Origin of the sequence: Massilia paldalensis, from assembly GCF_044901715.1 — a bacterium.
GTDB classification, from domain to species: domain Bacteria; phylum Pseudomonadota; class Gammaproteobacteria; order Burkholderiales; family Burkholderiaceae_D; genus Telluria; species Telluria paldalensis.
The window spans coordinates 295,504-320,715 of record NZ_JBJCIU010000002.1; the positions used below are offsets into that span (position 1 = coordinate 295,504).

25 protein-coding genes and 1 tRNA gene are annotated in these 25,212 nt (G+C 66.2%); 19 read left to right on the forward strand and 7 right to left on the reverse strand.

The window, feature by feature from the left end; genetic code table 11:
- Positions 1–23: 23 nt before the first annotated feature.
- Positions 24–368, reverse strand: coding sequence for a flagellar hook-basal body complex protein FliE (fliE, locus tag ACI1V7_RS11065; protein ID WP_404531812.1), 345 nt, complete (start codon positions 366–368; stop codon positions 24–26).
- 342 nt (positions 369–710) lie between these two features.
- Between fliE and ACI1V7_RS11070 the strand changes: the two genes are divergently transcribed.
- The 14 genes from ACI1V7_RS11070 to ACI1V7_RS11135 are packed head-to-tail and all read left to right on the forward strand — an operon-like array spanning position 711 to position 12,412.
- Positions 711–1,577, forward strand: a complete 867-nt coding sequence (locus ACI1V7_RS11070) for a FliM/FliN family flagellar motor switch protein (protein ID WP_404531813.1) — start codon at positions 711–713, stop codon at positions 1,575–1,577.
- Positions 1,578–1,937, forward strand: a complete 360-nt coding sequence (locus tag ACI1V7_RS11075; RefSeq protein WP_404531815.1) for a FliM/FliN family flagellar motor switch protein — start codon at positions 1,578–1,580, stop codon at positions 1,935–1,937. It begins immediately after the preceding gene.
- Positions 1,934–2,716, forward strand: coding sequence for a flagellar type III secretion system pore protein FliP (gene fliP / locus ACI1V7_RS11080; protein WP_404531816.1), 783 nt, complete (start codon positions 1,934–1,936; stop codon positions 2,714–2,716). The genes ACI1V7_RS11075 and fliP overlap by 4 nt, the downstream gene beginning before the upstream one ends.
- A gap of 30 nt (positions 2,717–2,746) precedes the next feature.
- Complete coding sequence (fliQ, locus tag ACI1V7_RS11085; RefSeq protein WP_404531817.1) at positions 2,747–3,016, forward strand: flagellar biosynthesis protein FliQ; 270 nt, start codon at positions 2,747–2,749, stop codon at positions 3,014–3,016.
- Between the two features lie 7 nt (positions 3,017–3,023).
- A complete protein-coding gene (gene fliR, locus ACI1V7_RS11090) occupies positions 3,024–3,800 on the forward strand; it encodes a flagellar biosynthetic protein FliR (protein ID WP_404531818.1) in 777 nt (258 codons plus the stop codon).
- A 9-nt stretch (positions 3,801–3,809) separates the two neighbouring features.
- Complete coding sequence (gene flhB / locus ACI1V7_RS11095; protein WP_404532515.1) at positions 3,810–4,952, forward strand: flagellar type III secretion system protein FlhB; 1,143 nt, start codon at positions 3,810–3,812, stop codon at positions 4,950–4,952.
- Positions 4,949–7,042, forward strand: a complete 2,094-nt coding sequence (gene flhA, locus ACI1V7_RS11100) for a flagellar biosynthesis protein FlhA (protein WP_404531819.1) — start codon at positions 4,949–4,951, stop codon at positions 7,040–7,042. Before flhB ends, flhA begins: the two co-directional genes overlap by 4 nt.
- A gap of 14 nt (positions 7,043–7,056) precedes the next feature.
- Positions 7,057–8,073 (forward strand): ketoacyl-ACP synthase III, encoded by a 1,017-nt coding sequence (locus tag ACI1V7_RS11105; RefSeq protein ID WP_404531820.1) that lies wholly within the window; start codon positions 7,057–7,059, stop codon positions 8,071–8,073.
- Between the two features lie 12 nt (positions 8,074–8,085).
- On the forward strand, positions 8,086–8,316 hold the full coding sequence (locus tag ACI1V7_RS11110; protein WP_404531821.1) for an acyl carrier protein: 231 nt from the start codon (positions 8,086–8,088) through the stop codon (positions 8,314–8,316).
- Positions 8,313–9,377 (forward strand): 3-oxoacyl-ACP synthase III family protein, encoded by a 1,065-nt coding sequence (locus tag ACI1V7_RS11115; RefSeq protein WP_404531822.1) that lies wholly within the window; start codon positions 8,313–8,315, stop codon positions 9,375–9,377. Before ACI1V7_RS11110 ends, ACI1V7_RS11115 begins: the two co-directional genes overlap by 4 nt.
- Positions 9,367–10,389, forward strand: coding sequence for an aromatic ring-hydroxylating oxygenase subunit alpha (locus ACI1V7_RS11120; RefSeq protein ID WP_404531823.1), 1,023 nt, complete (start codon positions 9,367–9,369; stop codon positions 10,387–10,389). Before ACI1V7_RS11115 ends, ACI1V7_RS11120 begins: the two co-directional genes overlap by 11 nt.
- Positions 10,386–11,123 carry an SDR family NAD(P)-dependent oxidoreductase gene (locus tag ACI1V7_RS11125; protein ID WP_404531824.1) on the forward strand — a complete coding sequence of 246 codons (738 nt, stop codon included), beginning with the start codon at positions 10,386–10,388 and terminating at the stop codon, positions 11,121–11,123. Before ACI1V7_RS11120 ends, ACI1V7_RS11125 begins: the two co-directional genes overlap by 4 nt.
- A gap of 9 nt (positions 11,124–11,132) precedes the next feature.
- Positions 11,133–11,798: an LbetaH domain-containing protein gene (locus ACI1V7_RS11130; protein WP_404531825.1), complete on the forward strand. Its 666-nt coding sequence runs from the start codon at positions 11,133–11,135 to the stop codon at positions 11,796–11,798.
- The gene (locus tag ACI1V7_RS11135) at positions 11,795–12,412 is read left to right on the forward strand and encodes an esterase/lipase family protein (RefSeq protein WP_404531826.1); all 618 of its coding nucleotides are present in this window, start codon (positions 11,795–11,797) and stop codon (positions 12,410–12,412) included. The genes ACI1V7_RS11130 and ACI1V7_RS11135 overlap by 4 nt, the downstream gene beginning before the upstream one ends.
- Before the next feature lie 10 nt (positions 12,413–12,422).
- Here the strand turns inward: ACI1V7_RS11135 and ACI1V7_RS11140 are convergent, their stop codons facing one another.
- The 4 genes from ACI1V7_RS11140 to ACI1V7_RS11155 all read right to left on the reverse strand — a co-directional run bounded on the left by ACI1V7_RS11140 (position 12,423) and on the right by ACI1V7_RS11155 (position 17,836).
- Positions 12,423–13,301 carry a hypothetical protein gene (locus ACI1V7_RS11140; protein ID WP_404531827.1) on the reverse strand — a complete coding sequence of 293 codons (879 nt, stop codon included), beginning with the start codon at positions 13,299–13,301 and terminating at the stop codon, positions 12,423–12,425.
- 83 nt (positions 13,302–13,384) lie between these two features.
- The gene (locus ACI1V7_RS11145) at positions 13,385–14,239 is read right to left on the reverse strand and encodes a flagellin N-terminal helical domain-containing protein (protein ID WP_404531828.1); all 855 of its coding nucleotides are present in this window, start codon (positions 14,237–14,239) and stop codon (positions 13,385–13,387) included.
- 237 nt (positions 14,240–14,476) lie between these two features.
- Positions 14,477–15,649 (reverse strand): DegT/DnrJ/EryC1/StrS family aminotransferase, encoded by a 1,173-nt coding sequence (locus ACI1V7_RS11150; RefSeq protein WP_404531829.1) that lies wholly within the window; start codon positions 15,647–15,649, stop codon positions 14,477–14,479.
- A gap of 9 nt (positions 15,650–15,658) precedes the next feature.
- Positions 15,659–17,836, reverse strand: coding sequence for an O-linked N-acetylglucosamine transferase, SPINDLY family protein (locus ACI1V7_RS11155; protein WP_404531830.1), 2,178 nt, complete (start codon positions 17,834–17,836; stop codon positions 15,659–15,661).
- Positions 17,837–18,212: 376 nt separating this feature from the next.
- Here ACI1V7_RS11155 and dusA point away from each other — a divergent pair, with 376 nt between their 5' ends.
- From dusA to ACI1V7_RS11180, 5 genes are all read left to right on the forward strand, one after another.
- On the forward strand, positions 18,213–19,202 hold the full coding sequence (dusA, locus tag ACI1V7_RS11160) for a tRNA dihydrouridine(20/20a) synthase DusA (protein ID WP_404531831.1): 990 nt from the start codon (positions 18,213–18,215) through the stop codon (positions 19,200–19,202).
- A 369-nt stretch (positions 19,203–19,571) separates the two neighbouring features.
- Positions 19,572–21,356: a methyl-accepting chemotaxis protein gene (locus ACI1V7_RS11165; RefSeq protein ID WP_404531832.1), complete on the forward strand. Its 1,785-nt coding sequence runs from the start codon at positions 19,572–19,574 to the stop codon at positions 21,354–21,356.
- A gap of 75 nt (positions 21,357–21,431) precedes the next feature.
- The gene (locus tag ACI1V7_RS11170) at positions 21,432–21,782 is read left to right on the forward strand and encodes an energy transducer TonB (RefSeq protein WP_404531833.1); all 351 of its coding nucleotides are present in this window, start codon (positions 21,432–21,434) and stop codon (positions 21,780–21,782) included.
- A 187-nt stretch (positions 21,783–21,969) separates the two neighbouring features.
- Positions 21,970–22,347 (forward strand): YXWGXW repeat-containing protein, encoded by a 378-nt coding sequence (locus ACI1V7_RS11175; protein ID WP_404531834.1) that lies wholly within the window; start codon positions 21,970–21,972, stop codon positions 22,345–22,347.
- A gap of 172 nt (positions 22,348–22,519) precedes the next feature.
- Positions 22,520–22,595 (forward strand) — tRNA-His (locus tag ACI1V7_RS11180).
- A 105-nt stretch (positions 22,596–22,700) separates the two neighbouring features.
- Here ACI1V7_RS11180 and murI read toward each other — a convergent pair.
- Positions 22,701–23,531, reverse strand: coding sequence for a glutamate racemase (gene murI, locus ACI1V7_RS11185; protein WP_404531836.1), 831 nt, complete (start codon positions 23,529–23,531; stop codon positions 22,701–22,703).
- Between the two features lie 133 nt (positions 23,532–23,664).
- On the reverse strand, positions 23,665–25,197 hold the full coding sequence (locus ACI1V7_RS11190; RefSeq protein WP_404531837.1) for a fumarate hydratase: 1,533 nt from the start codon (positions 25,195–25,197) through the stop codon (positions 23,665–23,667).
- Positions 25,198–25,212: the final 15 nt, after the last annotated feature.

The window sequence follows — 25,212 nt, forward strand, 5'->3', positions numbered from 1 at the left end:
GGCAATCACGTCGCTTCTTCCTGTCAGACGGGCAGCTTGAGCAGCTCGTCGACGGCGCCCATGACCTTGTTACGAACCTGCATCAGCATCGAGAACGATAGGCTGGCCTGCTGCGACGACAGCATGGCGCCGACCAGGTCGTCGCTCTTGCCGCTGTCGACGGCCGCCATCTTCTCGCCGGCCGCGCGCTGTTCGCCGTCGACGCTGGCCACCGCGTTCTTCATGGCCTGCGTGAACGAGACGTTGCCGTCGTTGCTGCCCTGCACAAGCTGGCCGGCGTCCATGGCCGGGGCCACGGAGAGGCGGGCGGCCTCGTTGTTCAGCGCAGCCAGGTCGGCGCGGATCAGACCGGCAAGTTCAGTTCCCATCGTGTTGGACTCCATGCTGAATGCGTTGATGTTTGGTAAATAGTGCAGACTGACTATCAGTGAAAGGTTGCTGAACAATCCACTGTATTACCTGGATTGTTAAATTTTCAGTCTCTTGCCGCCGCTTGGTTTCTCTCGCGGAACGGGAGAGAATAGCGGCTGTCGTTGATTTACCCGGAAAGAGTTTTTTTGATTTCCCGGGCAGTAATGGGTGCATCTTACCGTAGGGCAATCAGTAAATCAAAGAGGAATATCATCGGATGCGACACAATTTCCCGGGTATAATAGTTGCCCAAAGGAATGAAAAGAGTGCATCAACGCTTACCATCTTTTTAACTAAAAATGCCGATCGCCACCCCTGACACCACTACGCCGCACCAGGTGCTGGACCCCTCCTTGCTGGGGCGTCCAGTCCATCTGCTGCCCCAGTTTGCGGCACGTCTGCAGGACGACCTGGATGCTGCAATGCAGGGTAGCGCGCGCCGCTACTGGGCCGGCTGGCGCCTGGAGCAAGCCGAATTCGGCCGCGTCCCGCAGGATGCTGCGCTGCGCTGGATGGCCGTCGCGGGTGCCATGGGCACCGTGTCGGTGGCCTTCGAGCGTTGTTTGTTGCTCACACTATTGGAGCGGCGCTACGGCGGCCGTCGCGTCGCCGCAACGCCTCGCCAGGTCCAGGAAGAGCGCCGCAGCGAGCGCGTGACCGCCACCGAAGAGCGCCTGAACGTCGTGTTGACGCAACAGATGGTCGATTTGTTGTATGCACGCGTCGCCGCCAGCGCGGCCATGGACGTCGCGCCACGACCGGTGGCGGCGAACGCCGTGACGGGCGCCGCAATGCCGGGGGCGAACGGCTGGGCCGTCCAGATCGTTGTGCGCAGCATGGACGACGAGACGCGCCGTTTCTGGATCGCGCCGGACCAGCCACTGATGGCGGCGATCCTGGGCAGCCTGCGTCCGGAACAACCGCGTGCCCATGCCGCGCGCGGGCCGAGCGAACCGCTGGCCGCCAAGCTGCAGGTCAAGCTGGAAGGTCGCCTGGTCAGCAAGGAAATTACCCTCGGAGCGCTGTTCGACCTTAAAGTAGGCGACGTGATCCCGGTCAACGTGGGCCGCGCCGACGTCCTGCTCGATGAAGCGCGCCTGTTCACCGCCGCCGTCGCCGAGAGCCGGGGCAAGCTCTGTTTAACCTCTTTTGAAGATGCCGAATAAATGGACATGAACCTGAACGACCAATTCGCCGCCGGCGGCGACCTGATCATCGATGACCTGGCCGGCGACGAAGCGGCCGCTCCGGCGGAAAGCCCGCGCACCCCGCGCCTGCCGCAGATGATGCGCCGCATCCCGGTCACCCTGACGCTGGAAGTGGGCTCGGCCCGCGTCTCGCTGCAGGAACTGATGGCGATCGGTCCGGCCAGCGTGATCCCGCTCGACGCGCTGGCCGGCGAGCCGCTCGTCATCAAGGTCAACGGCGCCCCGATCGGGCGCGCCGAAGTGGTGGTCGCGGGCGAGCAGTACGGCCTGAAAGTGATCGACCTGGACGGCCTCAACCTGGACATGCTCGCGCCATGATGGGTTCGACGGGCGGCGCGCGCACGCGCCGCTGGATGCCGGCGCTCGCCGGCGCCGCGCCGCTGTTTCTGACATTGCTGCTGGCCGCCGGCAGCGCCGCGGCCGCGCCGGACGTGCTGCCGGGCGTGATCCCGGGTTCGTCCAGCGGCCTGACGGTGAAGTCGCAGATCCTGGTCCTGATGACCATCCTCGGGCTGCTGCCCGTGATGATCATGATGATGACCAGCTTCACCCGCTTCGTGATCGTGCTGTCGCTGCTGCGCCAGGCCCTCGGCCTGCAGCAGGGCCTGCCCAACCGCATCGTCACAGGCGTGGCGCTGATCCTCACGCTGCTGGTCATGCGGCCGGTCGGCACCCAGGTCTGGAACGAAGCCTTCGTCCCCTACGACAAGGACCGCATCTCGCTCGAGCAGGCCCTCAAGACGGCCGAAGTGCCGCTGTCGCGCTTCATGCTGGCCCAGACCAGCAAGACGGCGCTGGCCCAGATCGCGCACCTGGCCGGCGAGCCGGCCGAGATGGAACCGATGCAGCGCGGCTTCACGGTCAAGATGGCCGCCTTCGTGCTGTCGGAACTGAAAAGCGCGTTCCAGATCGGCTGCATGCTGTTCATTCCGTTCCTGATCATCGACCTGGTGGTGTCGTCGGTGCTGATGGCGATGGGCATGATGATGCTGTCGCCGCTGGTGATCTCGCTGCCGTTCAAGCTGCTGCTGTTCGTCCTGGTCGACGGCTGGACCCTGACCGTGAATACCCTGGTCAGCAGCATCCACGGCGTCTAGCCGCCCATTTACCCGCATGAGCACAAGCGCATGACTCCCGATATCGCCGTCGACATCGTCGTCGAAGCCCTGCAGCTGGTGATGCTGCTGGTGATGGTGCTGGTGGTGCCCGGCCTCGTGGCCGGCGTCATCGTGGCGCTGTTCCAGGCCGCCACCCAGATCAACGAGCAGACCCTGAGCTTCCTGCCGCGCCTCCTGGTCACGCTGCTGGCCCTGATCGTGGCCGGCCACTGGATGGCGGTCAAGCTGATGGATTATTGCGTGTCCGTGTTCCAGCGCGCGGCGCAGCTGGTCGGATAGCGCGGGCGTGATCGAGGTCGTCAACCTGCTGCTGCCGCTGATCGGCGCGTTGTGGTGGCCGTTCTGCCGCATCATGGCGATGCTGTCGACGGCCCCCGTGATCGGCGACGTGCTGGTGCCGATCCCGGTGCGCGCGCTGCTGGCGATGGCGCTGTCGTTCATGATGCTGCCGCTGACGAAGGGCGGCGCCATGCCCGACCCGTTCTCGCTGGCCGGCGTGGTGGCCATGTTCGAGCAGGCGATCATCGGCGGCGTGATCGGCTTCGCGCTGCAGCTGACGATGGCGGTGGTGAACATGCTGGGCTTCCTGGCGTCGAGCCAGGTCGGCTACTCGATGGCGCAGATGAACGATCCGGTCAACGGCCAGCAGTCGGACGTCGTCTCGGGCCTGCTCGGCCTGGTGGCGATGCTGGTGTTCTTCGCCGTCGACGGCCACCTGGTGCTGGTCGGCGTGATCGGCCAGAGCTTCCATGCCTGGCCCGTGGGCGGCGGCTGGAATCCGCTGCTGCTGCAGGCGGTGGCGCTGAACGTGGGCTGGGTGTTCTCGGCGGCGGTGCTGCTGGCGCTGCCGATCGTGTTCTCGACGATGGTGGTGCAGATCGGCTTCGGCTTCCTGAACCGCGTGGCGCCGTCGCTGAACCTGTTTTCGCTGGGCTTTTCGCTGGTGACGATCTTCGGCCTGATGATGCTGGTGCAGGTGGTGCGCTTCGTCCCCGAACATTATGTGCAGATGACGAACCAGGTGCTGGAGATGCTGCAGCAGCAGATGCGGAGTCGCAGTTGAGGTGCAATGATGGCTGATACCGGCAGCGGCGGCGACAAGACAGAAAAGGCGTCAGCCCAGAAGCTGCGCAAGGCGCGCGAGCAGGGGCATGTGGTGCGCTCGAAGGACCTGGCCACGGCGGTCGGGATCCTGGTCAGCCTGAAGCTGTTCGTGGCGCTGTTGCCCGGCTACCTGGAATCGTTCCGCGCGCTGTTCCGGCTCGTGTACGTGCCGCTGGGCGAGGCGGGCTCGATGGAAAACGCGATGTCGGTGGTGTTCGGCGCCGCCGCCATGCTGCTGGTGAAGATGGTGCTGCCCCTGCTGGGCGTGCCGCTGGCGATCATGGTGGCCAGCGTGGTGCCGGGCGGCCTGGTGTTCTCCACCAATAACCTGGTGCCGAAGTTCGACCGCTTCGACCCGCTGCGCAACCTGGGCCAGCTGGCCTCGGCCAAGCACTGGAGCGGCGTCGCCACCTCGGTCGCCAAGGCGACGGTGCTGGCGATCGTGCTCGTGCACGTGATGCGTTCTGGGCTGTCGGCCTGGGTCGACCTGCAGCGCATGCCGCTGTCGGACGGCCTGGTCAAGGGCGCCTCGATGATGCTCGACGGGGTGATGGCGCTGGTCGCCGTGTTCCTGCTGTTCGCCGTCATCGACGTGCCGCTGCAATCCTTCCTGTTCGCGCGCGGCCAGCGCATGAGCAAGCAGGAAGTGAAGGAAGAATACAAGAGCACCGAGGGCAAGCCCGAAGTGCGCGCGCGCATCCGCCAGCTGCAGCAGCAGCTGGCGCGGCGCAACGTGAACAAGACGGTGCCGACGGCCGACGTGGTGATCGTCAATCCCGAGCACTATGCGGTGGCGCTGAAGTACGACGCCGACCGCGCCGAGGCGCCGTTCGTGGTGGCCAAGGGCGTCGACGAGATGGCCCTGTACATCAAGGCGATCGCGGCGAAGCACAAGATCGAGACCGTGTCGCTGCCGCCGCTGGCGCGCGCGATCTATAACACCAGCCAGGTCCAGCAGCAGATCCCGGCGGCGCTGTACCAGGCGGTTTCGCAGGTACTGAACTACGTGCTGCAATTGAATGCGTTCCGTGCAGGCCGGCGCCAGGCGCCCCCGCGGTTCCCGAATGAAGTGGCCGTGCCGGCCCATTTGAGCGAGGTAAAAGCGACATGAACCAGATCCAGAGCCTGATTGCGGAGCTGCGCCGCCACAAGTACGCCACCCCGGCGTTCCTGCTGGCGCTGCTCGCCATGATCATGCTGCCGTTGCCGCCGGTGCTGCTGGACGTGCTGTTCACCTTCAACATCGTGCTGGCGCTGATCGTCATCCTCGTCTCGGTGTCGGCCAAGCGTCCGCTCGACTTCTCCGTGTTCCCGACCGTGATCCTGGGCACGACCCTGCTGCGGCTGGCGCTGAACGTCGCCTCCACGCGCGTGGTGCTGCTGCACGGCCACGAGGGCACGCATGCGGCCGGCCAGGTGATCGAATCGTTCGGCAACGTCGTCATCGGCGGCAATTTCGTGGTCGGCCTGGTGGTGTTCGTGATCCTCATGATCATCAACTTCGTGGTCGTCACGAAGGGCGCGGAGCGTATCTCCGAAGTGTCGGCGCGCTTCACGCTCGATGCGCTGCCCGGCAAGCAGATGGCGATCGACGCCGACCTGAACGCAGGCCTGATCAACCAGGAAAAGGCCCAGCAGCGGCGCAAGGACGTGGCCACCGAGGCGGACTTCTACGGCGCCATGGACGGCGCCTCGAAGTTCGTGCGCGGCGACGCCATCGCCTCGATCCTGATCCTGCTCATCAACATCATCGGCGGCGTGGCGATCGGCTCGCTGATGCACGGCCTGTCGTTCGGCGACGCCTTCCGCCAGTTCGCGCTGCTGACCATCGGCGACGGCCTGGTCGCGCAGATCCCGGCGCTGCTGCTGTCGGCCGCCGCGGCCATCCTGGTCACCCGCATCAGCGACTCCGGCGACTTCGAGGACCAGGTCAGCGGCCAGCTGCTGGCCCAGCCGAACGTGCTGTACTCGGCCGCCGGCGTGATGGTGATCCTGGCCCTGGTGCCGGGCATGCCGTGGTTCTACTTCATGGTGTTCGCCGCCGCGCTGGGCTACGTGGCCTGGCGCCTGTCGCACCGCGTCGCGGCGCCGGACAACGCCAACGTCGCCGCCATCGAGGCGGCGCTGCGCGACGAGCGCGCGCCGGAACTCGACTGGCAGCAGCTGCCGGTGGTGCAGCCGATCTCGGTGGCGGTCGGCTACAAGCTGGTGCACCTGGTCGACAAGGGGCAGGGCGAGGTGCTGGTCAAGCGCATCAAGGGCGTGCGCCAGAGCCTGTCGGAGCAGATGGGCCTCCTGCTGCCGGCCATCGGCGTGCGCGACGACCTGACGCTGCGCCCGAACCAGTACGCGATCGCGATCAACGGCACCGTCGTGGCCGAGGGCGAGGTGCAGCCGGATGCGCTGATGGCGATCCCGTCGCCCAACGTGTACGGGGAGCTGGACGGCATCCCGGCGATCGAGCCGGCGTTCGGCATGGCCGTCACCTGGATCGAGCCGGACCAGAAGGCGCACGCGCTGGGGCAGGGCTACCAGGTGGTCGAGGTGGCCAGCGCCATCGCCACCCACACCTCGAAGGTGGCGCGCGACTACATGTCGGAACTGTTCCGCCATGAGGACGTGCCGGCGCTGATGGAGCGCCTGACGGCGCTCTCGCCGAAGCTGGCCGGGGCGCTCGACAAGGCGCTCACGCATACCCAGCTGCTGCGCGTGTTCCGCGTGCTGCTGGCCGAGAACGTGTCGCTCAAGGACATCGTCGTCATCGCCACCACGCTGCTGGACAGCGCCGAGACGACCAAGGATCCGATCCTGCTGGCGGCCGAGGTGCGCTGCGCGCTGCGGCGCCAGATCGTCTCCGGCCTGTACGGCAAGAAGAAGGACATGCCGGCCTTTAACTTGTCGGGCGAGCTGGAAAACATGCTGCTCGGTTCCCTCAACCAGGCACGCCAGAACGGCGGCGGCAAGGTCGTGCTGGACAATTACCCCATCGACCCGCAGCTGCTGTCGCAGCTGCAGCTGAACATGCCGGTGGCGCGCGAGCAGATGAAGCAGCAGCATACGCCGCCGCTCTTGTTGGTGCTGCCGCAGATCCGGCCCCTGCTGGCCCGCTACGCGCGCCTGTTCGCGCCGGGCCTGCACGTGCTGTCGTATAACGAGATTCCCGAGAACCGCGAGGTGTCGATCGTCGGGACGGTGGGCTGAGGCGGGAGGGCTCGATGGCAACGCATGCGCGCATCGTCGACCTGGCGGCCCATCTGCCGCGGCAGGTCCTGTCCAACGAGGAGTTGGCGGCCCTGTATCCCGACTGGAGCGCCGACAAGATCCTCGCCAAGACGGGTATTCGCTCGCGCCATGTCGCCGCGCGTGATGAGACGGCGGGCGATCTGGCCTGCGCGGCAGCCGAAGCCTTGTTCGCGCAAGGCCGCGTACGGCGCGAGGACGTCGACTTCATCCTGCTGTGTACCCAGGCCCCGGACTACCTGCTGCCCACCACCGCCTGCCTACTGCAACAGCGCCTCGGCATCGCGCGCAGCGCCGGCGCGCTCGACTTCAACCTGGGCTGCTCGGGCTTCGTCTACGGCCTGTCGCTGGCCAAGGGCCTGGTCGAGAGCGGGGCGGCGCGCTGCGTGCTGCTGCTGACTGCCGACACTTATTCGAAATACATCCATGCACGGGACCGCAGCGTACGCACGTTGTTCGGCGACGGTGCCACGGCCACGGTCGTCGGCGCCCACGACGGCGCGCAGGCGATCGGGCCCTTCGTCTTCGGTACCGACGGTGCCGGCGCGCGCGACCTGATCGTCGAGGCAGGCGGCGCGCGCCGGCCCTGCAGCCCGGATACGGCCGTCGCGCGCGAGGATGCCAACGGTAACGTGCGCAGTCCGGAGCAGCTCTACATGAACGGCGCCGAGGTGTTCGCGTTCTCGCTGCGCGAAGTACCGGCGGCGATCGATGCGTTGCTGGACAAGGCCGGCCTGGTGAAGGACGATGTCGATTACTTCGTGCTGCACCAGGCCAACCGCTTCATGCTCGACGCGCTGCGCAAGAAGATCGGCGTCGCGCCGGAAAGACTCCCGATCCACATCGAAGACGTCGGCAATACGGTCTCGTCGACGATCCCGCTGGCGCTGATGCGCATGCGCGAGGCCGGCCAGCTTGATGCCGGCACGCGTTTGATGCTGGTCGGCTTTGGCGTCGGCTATTCGTGGGCCGCCACCATCATCCAATTTTGACAGGATACACACATGAACATCGACACCTTCATCAAACACTTCGCCGAAGCCCTCGAGACGGACGCCGGCGCACTGGCCGCGGCCACCGTCTTCAAGGACCTGGCCAACTGGGATTCGCTGGCCGCGCTTTCCGTGATCGCCATGATCGACGAGCACTACGGCGTCTCGGTCGGCGGCACCGACCTGGAAAAGGCGCAGACGCTGCAGGACCTCTGGAACCTGGTCGTAGAACGGCGGGCATGATGGCGCCGCTGACCGGGGTGGCGATCCGCGGCATCGTCAGTGCGGTGCCGACGACGGTCGCGCGGACGGCCGACTACACGGTGTTGAGCGAAGCCGAGCGCGCCAAGTTCGCCGCCGGCACCGGCATCGAGCAGCGCCGCGTCGCCGCGCCCGGGCAGTGCGCATCCGACCTGTGCCAGGCCGCGGCCGAGGACCTGCTCGCCCAGCTGGGCTGGGAACGCGATGGCATCGGCGCGCTCGTGATGATTACCCAGACGGGCGACCATCCGGTGCCGGCGACCGCCATCGTGCTGCAGCAGCGCCTCGGACTGCCGAAGTCGTGCGCCGCCTTCGACGTCAACCTCGGCTGCTCCAGCTATCCGTACGGCCTGGCCATCCTCGGCGCGATGATGCGCACGCTGGGTATCCGGCGCGCGCTGCTGCTGATCGGCGACGTGTCGACGCGCCTGTGCTCCTACAACGACAAGTCGAGCTGGCCGCTGTTCGGCGACGCGGGCTCCGCCACCGCGCTGGAGCTCGACGACGGGGCGGCGCCGATCCACTTCGACCTGAATTCCGACGGCGCCGGCAAGGACGCGATCATCGTCGAGGCGGGCGGGCTGGCCGCGCGCAATCCTGCCGTTCCGGAGGGTTTCGTCGACACCGAGGTCGCGCCGGGCATCGTGCGCAACCGTTCGAACCTGGTCTTGCGCGGCGCCGATATCTTCAGCTTCGCCATCGGCGCGGTCCCGCCGAGCATCCGCCGGGTGCTGGATGCCGCCGGCTGGACGCTGGACGACGTCGAGCACGTGGTGCTCCACCAGGCCAACAAGATGATCAACGATTTCATCCGCAAGAAGGTGGGCTGGCCCGCGGAGCGCGAGATCAACACGATCCGCGACTACGGCAATACCAGCTCGGTGTCGATCCCGTTGACATTGTGTGCCGGCGCCGAGCGGCTCGCCGCTGGCGGCAAGGTCATGCTGTCCGGTTTCGGCGTGGGACTGTCCTGGGCCAGCGCAACGGTCGAGCTGCAGCCGGGCACTGTACTGCGCCTGATCGACAGCGACCATGCCTATTGAACCGAGCGCCTACTGGCAGGACGCGGTGCTCGAGGAAGAGTACCGGCGGATCTTCGCGCGCGGCCTGTACGTGGGCGCCGCCGCGCACTTCGCGCAGGAGGACGACTTCGACAGCTATGCCGTGTGCGGCCGGCCGTTCACCACGCGCCGCGCCGGCGGCGCGCTGCGCACGTTCGAGAACGTGTGCCTGCACCGCGCCAACCTGGTCGATCCGCCGGGTCGCGGCAACCGTCCCTTGCGCTGCGCCTACCACGCCTGGCAATACGATGCGGACGGCCTGCTTGCGCGCGCGCCGATGGCACAGGATGCGTGCATCGCGCGGCGCCGGCTGCAGGCCTGCTCGACCGTCGAGCAGAGCGGCCTCGTGTTCATGGCGCCCGAGGGCGAGCTGGCCGCCACGCATGGTGCCGGCGCCCTGGACCAGGTCGGATTCGAGGTCGGCGCGTGGTTCCATGCCGAGACGCTGGAACACGCGGCCAACTGGAAGCTGCTGGTGGAGAACGTGCTGGAATCGTACCACCTTTCCTTCGTGCACCAGGACAGCTTCGTGCCGACCGGGATCAGCTCGGCGTCGCGTGCCACCGAGAGCCGCTTCGGCGACGATTCCTGCCTGCACATCGCCAACCGCAACGACGGCGCCGCCAAGGGCCGCCTGATCCCGGGCGCGCATGCCGACTACCTGCATGCCTACGTGTTCCCGAACCTGTTCGTGTCGGTGACGGGAGGGCTGGTCGGCTTCGTTTCGCATTTCAAGCCGCAGCAGGCGGGCAGCACGCTGCTCGAATGGAGCCTGTTCGAAACGCCGCTGCTGGCGGCGCAAAAGGGTCCGGTGCGCCAGTATGTGCGCCAGAATGCCGTCGCGTTCACGCGCCGCGTGCTGGCCGAAGACCAGGTCGTGCTGAACCATTCCCAGCTCGGCATCCGGCATGCGCGCGGGCCGCACCAGTTGCAGCCGGTCGAGGACCGCCTCGCACATTTCCACGCAACCTATCTACGATGGATGAACCCATGAACCTGAGCACGAAACGGGTGCTGGTCACCGGCGCCACGTCCGGCATCGGCCTGGCCACGGCGCGCCAGCTGGTGGCGATGGGCGCCGAGGTGTGGGGCCTCGGACGCGACGCCGCACGCCTGGAAGCGCTCGCGTCTCCCGGCCTGAATGGCGGACAGGCGCTGGCCTTCGACATGCTCGACTTCGCGGCCTGCCGCGCGTTCGTGGCAACGCTGCCGGCCTTCGACGGCGTCGTGCATTGCGCCGGCATCGTCGAGAACAGCCCGCTGCGCTATTTCTCGCTCGAGAAATACGAGCGCGTCGTCGGCACCAACCAGTCGGCCCCGCTGTTGCTGACGGCGGAGCTGGTACGCGCCGCCAAGATCAACCAGAAAGGCTCCGTGGTGTTCATGTCCTCCATCAGCGGCACCAGCATCGGCATGAAGGGCATTGCCGCCTATGCAGCCAGCAAGGCCGCGCTGGTCGGCATGGCCAAGGTCCTGGCGCTCGAGCTGGCGCCGAAGCTGATCCGCGTGAACTGTGTCTCGCCGGGGATGGTGAATACGGAACTGGTGGCGGGCGCCACCTACCTGTCGGACGACGCCAAGCGCGCCGACATGGCCCGCTACCCGCTGGGCGGCCGTTACGCCGAGCCGCATGAAGTGGCCGGGGTGGTCGCTTTCCTCCTGTCCGACCATGCTTCCTTCATGACGGGCCAGAACCTGACCGTCGATGGCGGTTACAGCATCCAGTAGGAACGGGCGATGAACAAGGCTGATGCAATGGATGGCGCTCGTGCGAGCGATTACGTGCTGGCCGCCGCCGGCGGCTTCGGACGCGAGGTGCGCGCCTGGCTGCAGGTCTACGCAGGCAGGGACGTGGTGCGAGGTTTCGTCGACGATGTCACGGTGGCCGACCATGTGCTGGGACCGATCGATACCCACGAGGTAGTGCGCGACGCAGTCTATGTGGCGTGCCTGGGCGAGGGCGCCAGCCGGGTCGCCGTCGGCGCGCGCCTGCTGGCGCGCGGCGCGCGGCTCGGCACCGTGGTGGCGCCGATGGGGCACTATGCCACGCAGGTGGATGCCGTGCCGGGCGCGATCTTCCTCGGGATGTGCAGCATCTCGTCGAACGTGTCCGTCGGAAGATTCGTGCTGGTGCAGGGCTTCGCGTGCATCGGCCACGACGTGCTGCTGGAAGAGGGTGTGACGGTCGGCTCGCACGCCTTCATCGGGGGCGGCGCCCGGATCGGCAGGAATGCCACGATCCACCCGCATGCAACAGTGCTGCCGCGCGTGCGGATCGGCGCCGGCGCGATCGTCGGTGCCGGTGCCGTCGTGGTGAAGGACGTGCCGGACCATGTCACGGTGTTCGGCAATCCGGCAAAAGTCATCGCGGTGCACAAGGCCAAGGACGAACAGGCGTCGTGAGCGACTTCTCCGGCCTGGCGAGCGCGCGCATCCTGCGCCGTGCGGCGCCGCGCCAGGTGGTGCTGGTGCACGGCCTGTTCAGCAACGGCGGGTTCTGGCTGCCGTGGCTGGAACGGTTTCCGGACCTGCAACTGACGATTCCCGGCATCGACTACGCGGCCATGTTCGACGCGGGAGCGGGCCTGGAGGCGCTCGGCGCGGAGCTCGATCGCATCGTCGGCGACAAGCCGGCCCACCTGGTCGCACATTCCTTTGGCTGCTGGGCTGCGCTGTTCGCGCGCCGGCCTTTCCTGTCGCGTTCATTCGTCTGCCCGACATTCGCGGCCGAGCACATCGATGTCGCCGCCTTCGGGGCCGAGATCGTGCGCCGTACGGGCGCAGATGCCGACGCCGTCGCGCTGCGTGTGCGGCAGGCCATGGACATCAAGCGCACCCATGCCGGCGCGGCCGCACGCGGACAGCCCGCCGACCGCGTGTTCCTGGCGCACGACGATCCGTATTTCCGCTATGCGCCGGCGCAGGCGCGTGGCGCGGTCCACGCCTGCGGCGGCGGTCATTTCGAGATCGGGGAAGCGATGGCGGCGATCGCGAGCGCGATCGCGGCGGTGGCCTAGGGTCGGCCGCTCAGCGCGGGTCGTTCGGCCCGCGCGTGGGCAGCAGCAGCGCCAGCTCCGCCATGGCGCGGAACACGGGCAGCGTGAGCGCCTCCGCCGCCTCGAGCGTCGGCAAGCGCGCATGCATGGCGCCCTCGGGCGGCGTTTCGCGCAATGTCCACGCCACGACGCGCAGTCCGGCCCGTTCGATCGCCGCCTCCAGGTCCGGTTGCAGCCAGCGCAGGCGCGCCGCCGTGCGCGCGTCCGGCGTCCACCACTCCATCTTGAGGCCATCGGCCACCGGCAGCGCCTGGACGATGACGATCGCGCCGTCGTCGAGGATCAGCTCCATGCGCAACGCCGCGCGTCCGCGCCGCCGGCGTTTCTGTTGGCCCTGCTGGTCCGCCGGCTCGTCGCCGTCGATGACGCGCAGGTGCTGGTCGCGCGCGTTACCGGTATGCACGGTGAAGCGCCAGGCATCCAGCGGCGCGCCGATCATGTCGGACTGGCGCAGCGTCCTCGGATCCTGGCCGCTTTGCAGCAATGCCCCCGGCAGGTGTCCTTCGCGCGCCTGCTGTTCGCGCGCCGCGACCTGCGCGCCGTAGCCGCGCACCATGCCGCGCCAGTTGGCCGCGAGCGCGGCGCCATCCTGGCTTGGCCATGCGAGCTGGCGCGCCATGATCACCTGGTCCGGGCGCATCGCCGTGCCGTCCTGGCCGGACGCGGCATCGCCGCCCTGGGACGGCGAGGGTACCGCCTGGGCGGCCGGCAGCGCCAGCGCCTCGGCGTCGGGCTGCAGCAGCACGGCGGGCAGGGCGGCGGCCACGGCGCCGGCCGGGGGCACCGGCGGGACCGGGACGGCAGGCGCGGGAACGGTGGAGGTGGCGGTGGGAATCGAGAGGCTGGCCATGATGTCGGCAGGTCAAAAGTAAAAAGGCCAACCGCGTGGTTGGCCTTCGAGCAATCCCGCACGCGGGTACGGGAATCCTGGTATTACTGCAGCAGCGACATGACCATCGAGGACATGCTGTTGGTCTGCTTCAGCATTGCGGTGCCGGCTTGCAGCAGCATCTGGTTCGACGTCATGTTGGCCGATTCGCTGGCGAAGTCGACGTCCGTGATCAGGCCAGCAGCGGCCTTGGTGTTGCTGCTGATGTTCGACAGGTTGTTGTACACGTGGTCCAGGCGGTTGGCTGCAGCGCCCAGGCCCGAACGGACCTTGTTGACCGATGCCAGGGCGGTGTCCAGCTTGCCGATGGTGCCGTTGGCATTGGTGCCGGTGATCTCGGTGCCGGTTGCGGCGGCAGCGTAGTTGGCGGTTGCCGCGGTCACGTTGGTGACGATCGAGGTCACGTCGGCGCTCAGGTCCACCGACATCGTTTCGCTCGACGATGCGCCGATCTGGAAGGTCATCGATGCAGCGATGGTGCCGCCGACCAGCAGGGTCTTGCCGCCGAAGGTGGTGTTCTTCAGGACGTTGCCCAGTTCCTTGCCCAGGGCGTCGTATTCTGCCTGCATCGCGGTCTTGTCGTCGGTGGTCGACGAGGCGTCGGCAGCCTGGGTTGCCAGGTCTTTCATGCGGATCAGCATGTTGCTGACTTCGTCCAGCGCGCCTTCGGCGGTCTGCATCATCGAGGTGGCGTTCTGGGTGTTGCGCATTGCGACAGCCATGCCCGAGGTCTGGGCTTTCAGGCGCGATGCGATCTGCAGGCCTGCGGCGTCATCCATTGCCGAGTTGATGCGGTAGCCGGTCGACAGGCGGGTCTGCGAGGTCGACAGGGCCGACTGGGTCTTGGTGATGGCGTTCTGGGCCGACAGTGCGGCGTTGTTGGTGTGAAGGCTCAGCATGGTGGGCTCCTTGAATTCGGTAATCCGGTTATCCGGTAGTCGGTGAGATTCGTCGAGTTTGTCTCGCTCTCACAAGTACAAGACGACCAAGAACGCCCCTTCATTAAGTTCCATGCGGAAATTTTTTTAAATTTTTTTTCGGCGATGTAAAGAATACAAGGCAAGCATGGGTTCGTGCGCCGCCGTCCATGAAAAAAGCCGGCACGAGGCCGGCTGTGGGTGGGCGTGCGCCGGCGCTCAAGGCGACAGCAGGGCGGCGCGGATGACCTGGCCGACCACGGCGATCTTGGCCGCGTCCATCGTCTGCCCGGTGGGGAGCACGATCACGCTGTCGGCCACGGCCTCCGTCGCCGTCAGCAGCAGGCCGGCATGCGGGAACAGGGAGCGGTAGGGCTCCATCTTGTGGCAGCCTGGCCAGAAATAGCGGCGCGCCAGGATGTTCTCGGCGCGCAGCGTGTCCACCAGGCGGTCGCGCGCAATGGCGCAATCAGGCGCCACTTCCAGGATCACATACTGGTAGTTGTTGCGCTCCGCCTCGTCGTACTCGACCAGGCGCACACCGGGGATGCCGGCCAGTTCCTCGCGGTAGGCGCGGTAGTTGGCGCGGTTGGCCGCGATGACGTCGTCGATGGCCTTCAGGTTGACGAGGCCCATGGCGGCGGCGATCTCGATCATCTTGCCGTTGGTGCCGGGATAGCTGACCTGGTCCAGGCCGGAAAAGCCGAAGTTGCGCATCAGGCGCATGGTGCGCGCCAGTTCGTCGTCGTCGGTGACGACGGCGCCGCCCTCGAAGGAATTGAAGAACTTGGTGGCATGGAAGCTCAGCACCTCGCAGGCGCCGAAGCTGCCGATCTTGCGGCCGCCGTGCGTGCAGCTGAAGGCGTGGGCGGCGTCGAACATCAGCTTCAGGCCGAATTCGTCGGCAATCGCCTGAAGTTCTTCCACCGGCGCGGCGCGTCCCCACAGGTGCACGCCGATGATGCCGCTGGTGCGCGGCGTGATCATCTTGCGCACGGCGGACGGGTCGAGCGTGTGCGTGGCCGGATCGATGTCGGCAAATACGGGGGTGATGCCCTGCCACTGCAGTGCGTGGGCGGTGGCGACGAAGGTATAGGCCGGGACGATCACCTCGCCCTCCATGCCAAGCGCGCGGATCGCGATCTCGAGGGCGATGGTGCCGTTGCACATGGCGACGCAATGTTTCACGCCCAGGTGCGCGGCGACTTCCTGCTCGAACTGCTGGACCAGCGGGCCGTCGTTGGACAGCCAGCGGCGGTCGAAGATGTCCTCGACGTGGCGCATGAACGCGTCGCGGTCGCCCATGTTCGGGCGGCCGACGTGCAGCTGCTCGTCGAAGGCCGGCGGCGCGCCGTTAATGGCCAGGTCGGCGGGACTGTGGATCGCTTTCATCGTCGGGCCTCAGGCCTCGTCCTGCGGTACCAGTTCGGCCAGGTCGACGCGCAGCGGCGCCGGCGCTTCGCCGGCGCACCAGCGCTGCCACATCTTTCGCAGGCCGAGCTCCAGGCCGGCCGCGCACACGTCCGGGTAGCCGAGGACGGAATTCGTGAAGCGCTCGCGCATCGAGGCGCGCATGGCCGCCAGCGCGGGCAGGTTCTGCGCAAGGAAGACGCCCAGCTTGATATAGGTGTCGCGATCCTCGGTGATGAAGGTGCTGAGGCCAAGGTGGGCCATGAACGACGCGGCGGCGTGGCTGGGATTGGTCGCGCCGACCGTCGCCAGCGTGGGCACGCCCATCCACAGCGCATGGCCGATCGTGGTCGAGCCGGAGTAGGGGAAGGGGCTCAGGCAGACGTCGACCTCGTGGTGCTGGCGCAGGTAGTCGACGACCGAGACGCGCGGGCGGCCGATCAGGCGGTCGCGCGCGATGCCGGCCTCCTCGAACCAGTCGAAGAGGACGTCGTCGACCCCTGTTTCCAGGCCGCCCAGCAGCATCTTCGCATCCGGGATCGCGTGCAGCAGGCCGGCCCAGTAAGCGATCACTTCGCGGCTCAGCTTGCTGGCGCGGTGGAAGCTGCCGAAGGTGATGTAGCCGTTGCGCAGCGCCGGCAGTTCGTTGACGTCGGGCGCGTTCGATGCGGGCAGGAACGGCGCGCCCAGCGGCAGGCTGACCACTTTTTCGCTGAACTGGTCGTCATAGCGACCGTTCGGCGCGAGAAAGCGGTCGCACAAGATGTAGTCGACGGCCTTCACCCCGGTCGTTCCCGCGTAGCCGATCCACGTCGCCTGGACGGGCGCCGGCTTGCGCGCGAACAGCGGCAGGCGGTTCATGGCCGAGTGGCCGGAAAGGTCGATCAGGATGTCGATGCCGTCGTCGCGGATCATGCGTTCCGCCGCGTCGTCGTCGACGCCGGCGATCGAGCGCCACGCCGCCGCCTGGCTGCGCAGGGCCTGGGTGATCTCGTCCTCGATCGTGTGGTTGTAATACACGTACAGCTCCAGTTGCGTACTGTGCTGCAGCGATTCGAATACGGGCGCCACGAAGCGGGTCACGGCGTGGTGGTACAAGTCCGCCGACACGAGGCCGACACGCAAGCGGCGCTGCGGATCCGGCGTATTCGGATGCGGCTGGCGCAAGGCGAGCAGCGGCGTTTCCCAGCGCTCGCCGTAGGCGAAGTGTTCCCTGGTGAGCTCGTCCGCATCCTGGCAATAGTGGCTCAGGATGAACAGCAGCATGCTGTGCGAGTCGGGGGTCGGTTCGATGGCCATCGCTGCGCGCGCCATCGCCGCAGCTTCCTGCCACGCCCCCAGCGCGAACTGACTGTAGATCAGGCCACGGATGGCCAGGATATTGTCGGGCTCGATGCTGCGGGCCTGGTTCATCGTGGCGATCGACCCCGGCAAGTCGCCAGCGGCCTTTTGCGTCACGCCCACTTCCACCAGCAGGTCCGCGTTGTCCGGCGCGAGGACGAGCGCGCGTTCGAAGCACGACAGCGCTTCATCCCAGCGGCGCGCCGCGCGCAGGCAGGTGCCGGCGTGGCGCAGTGCCAGTGCATGGTCGGGGCGCCGCTGCACGACTTCCTGCAGGAACGGCAGCGCGTCGGCGTAGCGTGCGGCGCGCAGCAGGACATGGCCGAGGTCGTAACGCACGTCCACATTGTCCGGCTCCAATTGCAGTACCCGTTCCAGGATGGCGACGACCTCGTCGGTCTTGTCCTGCGCATTCAGCGCCGCGGACAGGGTCAGCAGCGCAGCGGTGTTGTCCGGCGCCAGCGCGACGGCGCGCCGTGCATTCGTTTCGCCTTCGGCAGCCCGGCCCAGATGGCGCAACGCATCGGCCAGGCCCTGGTGCAGGTCGGCGGTATCCTGGAAACGCAGGGCCTGGCGGTAATTGTCGGCGGCGGCCTCGAAATCGCCGGCATCGAACAATGCCGCCGCCAGCAGCGCACGCAAGTCCTTCGCCTTCGGGTTCAATTCCAGCGCACGGCGCAGGCAGGCCACGCCCTCCGCAAGCTCGCGCTGGCGCAGCAAGGCGATACCCAGCAGAGCATGGGCATTGGCGTCGCGCGGGTTCAGGCGGACGGCGCGCCGGTGTGGTTCGACTTCGTCGACGTGGCGTGGGACGACGATCGAATTCATGGGCGCACCCGGCGGACGAGGCGTGTGCGCGGCACAGGGTGGCTTGCAGGGGGAGAGAAGCGTGGAATCATGACTAGCGTCGTAAAATTGCCTTGTGGAATTGTAGCGCCTGCACTCCCTCCTGTCCGTCAATCGGTGAAGACTTTGTTGCTTTTCGCTCGAAAAGCCGATTACATCCATGGCGCATGGTTGCATCGGGCGCGCGGACCACACATGGCGATCCGATGTAGTTCGTGAACGGCATGCCATCATATAAATGGCATGACGAGACGTTGCGGCAGCCGAACGATGTTGGACGTCAGATGCTCGTCCTCTTCGCTTTCGCTGTAAACTATCGGGTTGCGTCAGACGCCGAGCATTTGGAATCGAACAAACCATGAAATATCGTCAACGAACCCTGAGTGTTGCACCCATGCTGGACTGGACCGACCGCCATTGCCGCGCGTTCCATCGCCAGATCACCCGCCACGCCTGGCTGTACACCGAGATGGTGACCACCGGCGCGCTCGTGTACGGCGACGCCGAGCGCCACCTGCGCTTCGACGACATCGAGCATCCGGTCGCCCTGCAGCTGGGCGGCAGCGACCCGGCCGACCTGGCCAAAAGCGCGAAGCTGGGCGAGCAGTGGGGCTATGACGAGATCAACCTGAACTGCGGCTGCCCTTCGGAACGCGTGCAGAAGGGCGCGTTCGGCGCCTGCCTGATGCAGGAACCGCAACTGGTGGCCGATTGCGTCAAGGCGATGCGCGATGCCGTGTCGGTGGATGTCACCGTCAAGCACCGCATCGGCATCGATTACCAGGAGGAATACGGCTTCGTGCGCGACTTCGTCGGCACCATCGCGGACGCCGGCTGCCGCACCTTCATCGTCCACGCCCGCAATGCCGTGCTCAAGGGCTTGTCGCCGAAGGAAAACCGCGAGATCCCGCCGCTGCGCTACGAGATCGCCTACCAGCTCAAGCGCGAATTTCCGGACCTGGAAATCGTCATCAATGGCGGCATCAAGACGAACGAGGAGATCGCGCTGCACCTGGCACATGTCGACGGCGTGATGGTCGGGCGCGAGGCCTATCACAACCCGTACGTGATGGCCGGCTGGGATGCGCGCTTCTATGGCGACGACGCGCCGGTCAAGTCGCGCGAAGAGGTGCTGGAAGCAATGATTCCCTACATCCGCCGCGAGCTGGAGCGGTATGGCCCGCTGGGTCTGAAACTGAACAGCATCACGCGCCACATGCTGGGCCTGATGGCGGGCCTGCCGGGCGCGCGCGGTTTCCGCCAGGTGCTGTCCGACTCGCGCAAGCTCGCCGCCGGCGACCCGGAACTCCTCCTCGAAGCCGCCGGCCGCCTGCGCCAGGCCGCCTGATCTTTCTTCCTTCCCCTTCCTCTCTGCCTGGCGGCGACGCGTCCCGCGTCGCGCCAGTGTTCAACTTCCGCCACACTTTGTTACTTATTGTTGCAGGTGTGAAATGCTTTCTGTAAATGCTCTTGCCCAATGGAAAGAAGAGAACCATAATCGAGGTTCTTCTCAACAACTGACTGCTTGTCATATTGTTGTATAGGAATTGTATTGTTGTTGTAACGAAACGTTCCTGTCGTTGTGCATGTGTTCTGTCTGCGAAGACGCTTTTGCTTTACCTCGAAGAGATACGCGGAGTCCAGGGAAGATGGACTTCCGGTGATAAACGGCAGCCGCTACGCGGATCCGAATAAATTGAAACAGGGAAGATAGGGAATGAATCTTGCAAACATGAAGGTCGGCGTGCGCCTGGGCCTGGGCTTCGCCCTCGTGCTGGTACTGCTGGTCATCGTCACCGTGGTCGGCATCGTGCGCATGGCGCAGATCCAGAATCGCCTGGACCACGTGGTGAGCGTCAGCAACGTCGTGAACCGCCTGGTGGTCGACATGCGCCACAACGTCAGCGAGCGTGTCGCTTCGCTGCGTACCCTGACCCTGATGACCGATCCGGCCGACATGGAACCGGAACTGGCCCGCTTCAAGGATGAAACCGCCAAGTACGACGCGCTCCAGCAAAAGCTGAGCGCCAAGTTCGCGGAAGAAGCGTCGGATCAGGAAAAAGCCCTGCTGAAACAGATCAAGGAAGCGGAAAGCGTCGCCATGCCGGCGATCGCCAAGGCGTCCGAGCTGTACCTGGCCAACAATGCCATGGACGCGACCCGCGTCATGATCAAGGAAATCCGCCCGGCCCAGAAGAAGTGGCTGGAAGCGCTGGACCAGCTGGGTGCGATGGAAGACAAGCAGAACGCCCAGACCAAGGTCGACGCGGAAGCGCAGTTCTCGAATGCCCGTAACTTCATGCTGGTGCTGCTGGCCATCGCCGTCGCGATCGGCATCGCCGCCGCCACCTTCATCACCCGCGGCCTGCTCAAGCAGCTGGGCGGTGAACCGCAATACACGGCCAAGATCGCCGGCAGCATCGCCCACGGCGACCTGTCGATCGCCATCGAGACCGCCGCCTCCGATCGCGGCAGCCTGCTGACCGAGATGAAGCAGATGCGCAACAGCCTGGTCGACATCGTCAGCCAGGTCCGCCGCGGCACCCACACCATCACCACCGCCTCGCGCGAAATCGCCGCCGGCAACGCCGACCTGTCCTCGCGTACCGAACTGCAGGCCAGCTCGCTGGAAAAGACGGCGTCGACGATGGAAGAACTGACGTCGACCGTCAAGCAGAACGCCGACAATGCCCGCGAAGCGAACCAGCTCGCCGCCGCCGCATCCGACGTGGCCCGCAAGGGTGGCGCCGTGGTGTCGCAAGTGGTCGGCACGATGGGCGAGATCAACAGCTCCGCCAGCAAGATCGCCGACATCATCGGCGTGATCGACGGCATCGCCTTCCAGACCAATATCCTGGCGCTGAACGCCGCCGTCGAGGCAGCCCGTGCCGGTGAACAGGGCCGCGGCTTCGCCGTCGTGGCATCGGAAGTGCGCAACCTGGCCCAGCGCTCGGCTGCCGCCGCCAAGGAAATCAAGACGCTGATCGGCGACTCGGTCGAAAAGATCAGCCGCGGTTCGAAACTGGTCGGCGAAGCGGGCGTGACGATGGACGAAGTGGTCGACAGCGTCAAGCGCGTGACCGACATCATGAGCGACATCGCCGCCGCCAGCGCCGAGCAGAGCGCCGGCATCGAGCAAGTGAACGTGTCGATCATCGAGATGGACGGCATGACCCAGCAGAACGCCGCGCTGGTCGAACAGGCCGCTGCCGCATTCCAGAGCCTGCAGGACCAGGCCGCGGAACTGCAGCGCGTGGTCAGCATCTTCAAGCTGGCCGCCGGTGAAGAGCCGGTGGCCGAGCCGGCAGCGGCGGCACCCGTGTCGACGGCCATCGTGGCACGCGCCCCGGCCGCCCGCCCGGCCCGCCCGCAGCTGAAGAAGCCGGTCGCAGCCAAGGCTGCACCGCAGCAGGAACAAGGAGACGAGGCGCCGGCAGCGAAGGCGCAGACTTCGAAGAAAGTCGCTGCGGCCGCCGCCAGCGACGATTGGGAAGAGTTCTGAGCCGCCAGGCTCGCTAGATCGGCCGGCGCCCGCGCCGGCATTTAAAAAAAACTTTATTTTTCAGGGGAAATTATTATGTCCAACAAGAAATTCGTCGCTAGCCTGTTCGCCGCTCTGTCCATCACCGCCTTCGCCGCTCCGGCCTTCGCCGCCGAAGTCCCGGCCAGCTTCGACCCGTCCAAGTGCAAGGTCGAATACCCGAAAGCATCGCTGATGAACGAAGAGCAGGGCACGACCTCGATGTCGTTCCTCGTCAACGCTGACGGCTCGGTGTCGGATTCCAAGCTGGACAAGTCGAGCGGCTTCAAGGGCCTGGACAAGGCGGCACTGAAAGGCCTGGCCGCCTGCAAGTTCAAGCCGGGCAGCAAGGATGGCGCGCCGGCCCAGACCTGGACCAAGGTCGACTACGCCTGGAAGCTGGACTGATCCGCATCCGCTCCACTCGAAAAAACCGGCCCTGGCGGCCGGTTTTTGTTTGTCCATGCGCAGTATGGCGCACTATGTAACCCATCTGTTCCTACTTGTTTCGAATGTAAGAACTTGCTTCATTCCAGTCGTGCGCGGTTCCGCATGGCTATAGTGAAGCCATACAAACACAAGAAGGAGAAGCACCATGAAACGCATCCTCTGCGCCACTGCCGCTGCCCTGATCAGTACCGCCGCGATCCTGCCGATGCAGGCATCCGCCGCCGACCGCGTGGTCATCGTCCGCGAAGCGCCGCCGCCGCCGCGCCACGAAGTGGTGCCGCCGGCCCGCCGCGGCTACGTCTGGGCGCCGGGCTACTGGAACTACAGCGGCCATCGTTATGTGTGGGTGCGCGGTCACTGGGAACGTGAACGCCACGGCTACGCCTGGCGCCGTCCGGAATGGCGCGAAGACGGCCGCGGCGGCTGGAGGATGGATCGCGGCGGCTGGGGCCGCGGCGACAACGACCGCGACGGCGTGCCGAACCGCTTCGACGACCGTCCGAACAATCCGCATCGCTCTTAATGCGTGAACCTGAAAACCGGCTTATGAGCCGGTTTTTCTTATTGCCGGGATGAGGGCGGCGACATTGCTGCGTGACTCTGCACTATTGGGCAAATAGATTTGCCAGATCCGGGATCACCCTATATAATCTCGTTCTGTCTCGGCAACAACGAGATAAATAAGCAAGTCAGTGGTGGCTGTAGCTCAGTTGGTAGAGTCCAGGATTGTGATTCCTGTTGTCGTGGGTTCGAGTCCCATCAGCCACCCCAAAGAATTCAGCGAAAGCCCGGTCAAGCCGGGCTTTTTGCATTTCCGCGCCCTTTTTGTATTCTCGGGACCTTTTTGTCTTTCCGGGCCGTTTCGCCGCGAAGCGCTCAGTCGTCCCCGAACGTCGCTTCATGCACGGGCGGGTCGATCCCGACCAGGACGTTGAACGCGGCCGACAAGGCCGTAGCGCTGGCGCTCGTATAGGCTTCCAGGCTGCCGGGCGACGCGTCGGCGCGCAGCAGCCCGCCCGCTTCCAGCAGGCGCACCAGCTGGCGCGTGACGGCTTCGCCCGTGTCGACGAGGGTGATGCCGGCGGCGCCCGCCTCCGCCGCCACCTGCTCGATCGATGCCTTCACCAGCGGATAGTGGGTGCAGCCGAGGACCAGGGTATCGACGCCCTGTTCGACCAGGGGCGTGACGTAGCGGCGCAGCATGGCCGTGGTGCCTTCGGCATCGTTGGCCTCGATGCGTTCGACCAGGCCGCGGCAGGGCTGCAGCAGGAACGCGGCCTGCGTCGCCGCGCTCACTTCGTCGCGCAGGCGCAGGAACTTGGCGCCGGCCAGCGTGCCCGCCGTGGCCAGCACGCCGACCTTGCCGTTGCGGCTGGCGGCGGCGGCCGGCTTCAGGCCCGGTTCGACGCCGACGATGGGCATGTCGGGGAAGTGCTCGCGCAGCACCTTCACGGCGGCGACGGTGGCCGTATTGCAGGCCACCACCAGCGCCTTGATGCCGCGCGCGACGAGGAAGCGCGCCACGGCGAGCGAACGCGCGGCCACCACGTCGTCGGACTTGTCGCCATAGGGGGCGTAGCCAGCGTCGGCCACGTAGATGAGGTGTTCGTGGGGGAGCCGCGCGCGGATGTGGCGCAGGATCGAAAGGCCGCCGAGGCCGGAGTCGAAGACGCCGATGGGGGCGTCGGGGAAAGGCGGGGTGTGCATGGGATGATGTTAACGCAACCGTGCGCTGCGGTCATGCCGGCAAACTTGGATCCCTGCCTGCGCAGGGATGACGTGCCATCGATGGGGCCAGCCTGGAACGTCGCCCCTGCGCAGGCAGGGGCCCAATTTCATATCAAACTGCGTTGACGGGAATGCCCTTCAGCGACTCGATCTTGGCAGCCCACTCCTTCGGACCCGTCGTGTGCACCGAGGTACCCGTCGAATCGACGGCCACCGTCACCGGCATGTCCTTTACCTCGAACTCGTAGATCGCTTCCATGCCCAGGTCCTCGAAGCCCAGCACCTTGGCCGACTTGATCGCCTTCGACACCAGGTAGGCCGAACCGCCGACCGCCATCAGGTAGGCCGACTTGTGGTTCTTGATCGACTCGATCGCTGCCGGGCCGCGCTCGGCCTTGCCGATCATGGCGATCAGGCCCGTCTGCTCGAGCATCATGTCAGTGAACTTGTCCATGCGGGTCGCGGTGGTCGGACCGGCCGGGCCCACGACTTCGTCGCCGACCGGATCGACCGGGCCGACGTAGTAGATCACGCGGTTGGTGAAGTCCACCGGCAGCTTTTCGCCTTTCGCCAGCATGTCCTGGATGCGCTTGTGGGCGGCGTCGCGGCCCGTCAGCATCTTGCCGTTCAGGAGCAGGGTCTGGCCCGGCTGCCAGGACGCGACTTCTTCCTTGGTCAGCGTGTCCAGGTTCACGCTCTTCGATTTCTGCGTGTCCGGGGTCCACTGCACGTCCGGCCAGGTCGACAGCGCCGGCGGTTCGATGTAGGCCGGGCCCGAGCCGTCCAGCACGAAGTGGGCGTGGCGGGTGGCGGCGCAGTTCGGGATCATCGCCACCGGCTTGCTGGCCGCGTGGGTCGGGTACATATTGATCTTCACGTCCAGCACGGTGGTCAGGCCGCCCAGGCCTTGCGCGCCGATGCCCAGCGCGTTGATCTTGTCGCACAGTTCGATGCGCAGCTCTTCCAGCTTGTTCTGCGGGCCGCGCTGCTTCAGCTCGTACATGTCGATGTCTTCCATCAGCGACTCTTTCGCCATCAGCATGGCCTTCTCGGCCGAGCCGCCGATGCCGATGCCCAGCATGCCCGGCGGGCACCAGCCGGCGCCCATCAGGGGCACGGTCTTGAGCACCCAGTCGACCAGCGAGTCGGACGGGTTGAGCATGACGAACTTGGTCTTGTTCTCCGAGCCGCCGCCCTTGGCCGCGACCTTCACGTCGACCGTGTCGCCTTCGACCAGTTCCATGTGCACGACGGCCGGGGTGTTGTCCTTGGTGTTCTTGCGCTCGAAGTGCGGGTCGGCCACGATCGATGCGCGCAGCTTGTTGTCCGGGAAGTTGTACGCGCGGCGCACGCCTTCGTTGACGGCGTCGGTGACGGAACCCGTGAAGCCCTCGAAGCGCACGCCCATGCCCACCTTCAGGAACACGTTGACGATGCCCGTGTCCTGGCAGATCGGGCGCTTGCCTTCGGCGCACATCTTGGAGTTGGTCAGGATCTGCGCGATCGCATCCTTGGCCGCCGGGCTCTGTTCGGCCTCGTAGGCGCGCGCCAGGTGCTGGATGTAGTCGGCCGGGTGGTAATAGCTGATGTACTGCAGTGCGGCGGCGACCGATTCGATCAGGTCGTCTTGTTTGATGACAGTCATGAGGATCTCGCTAGG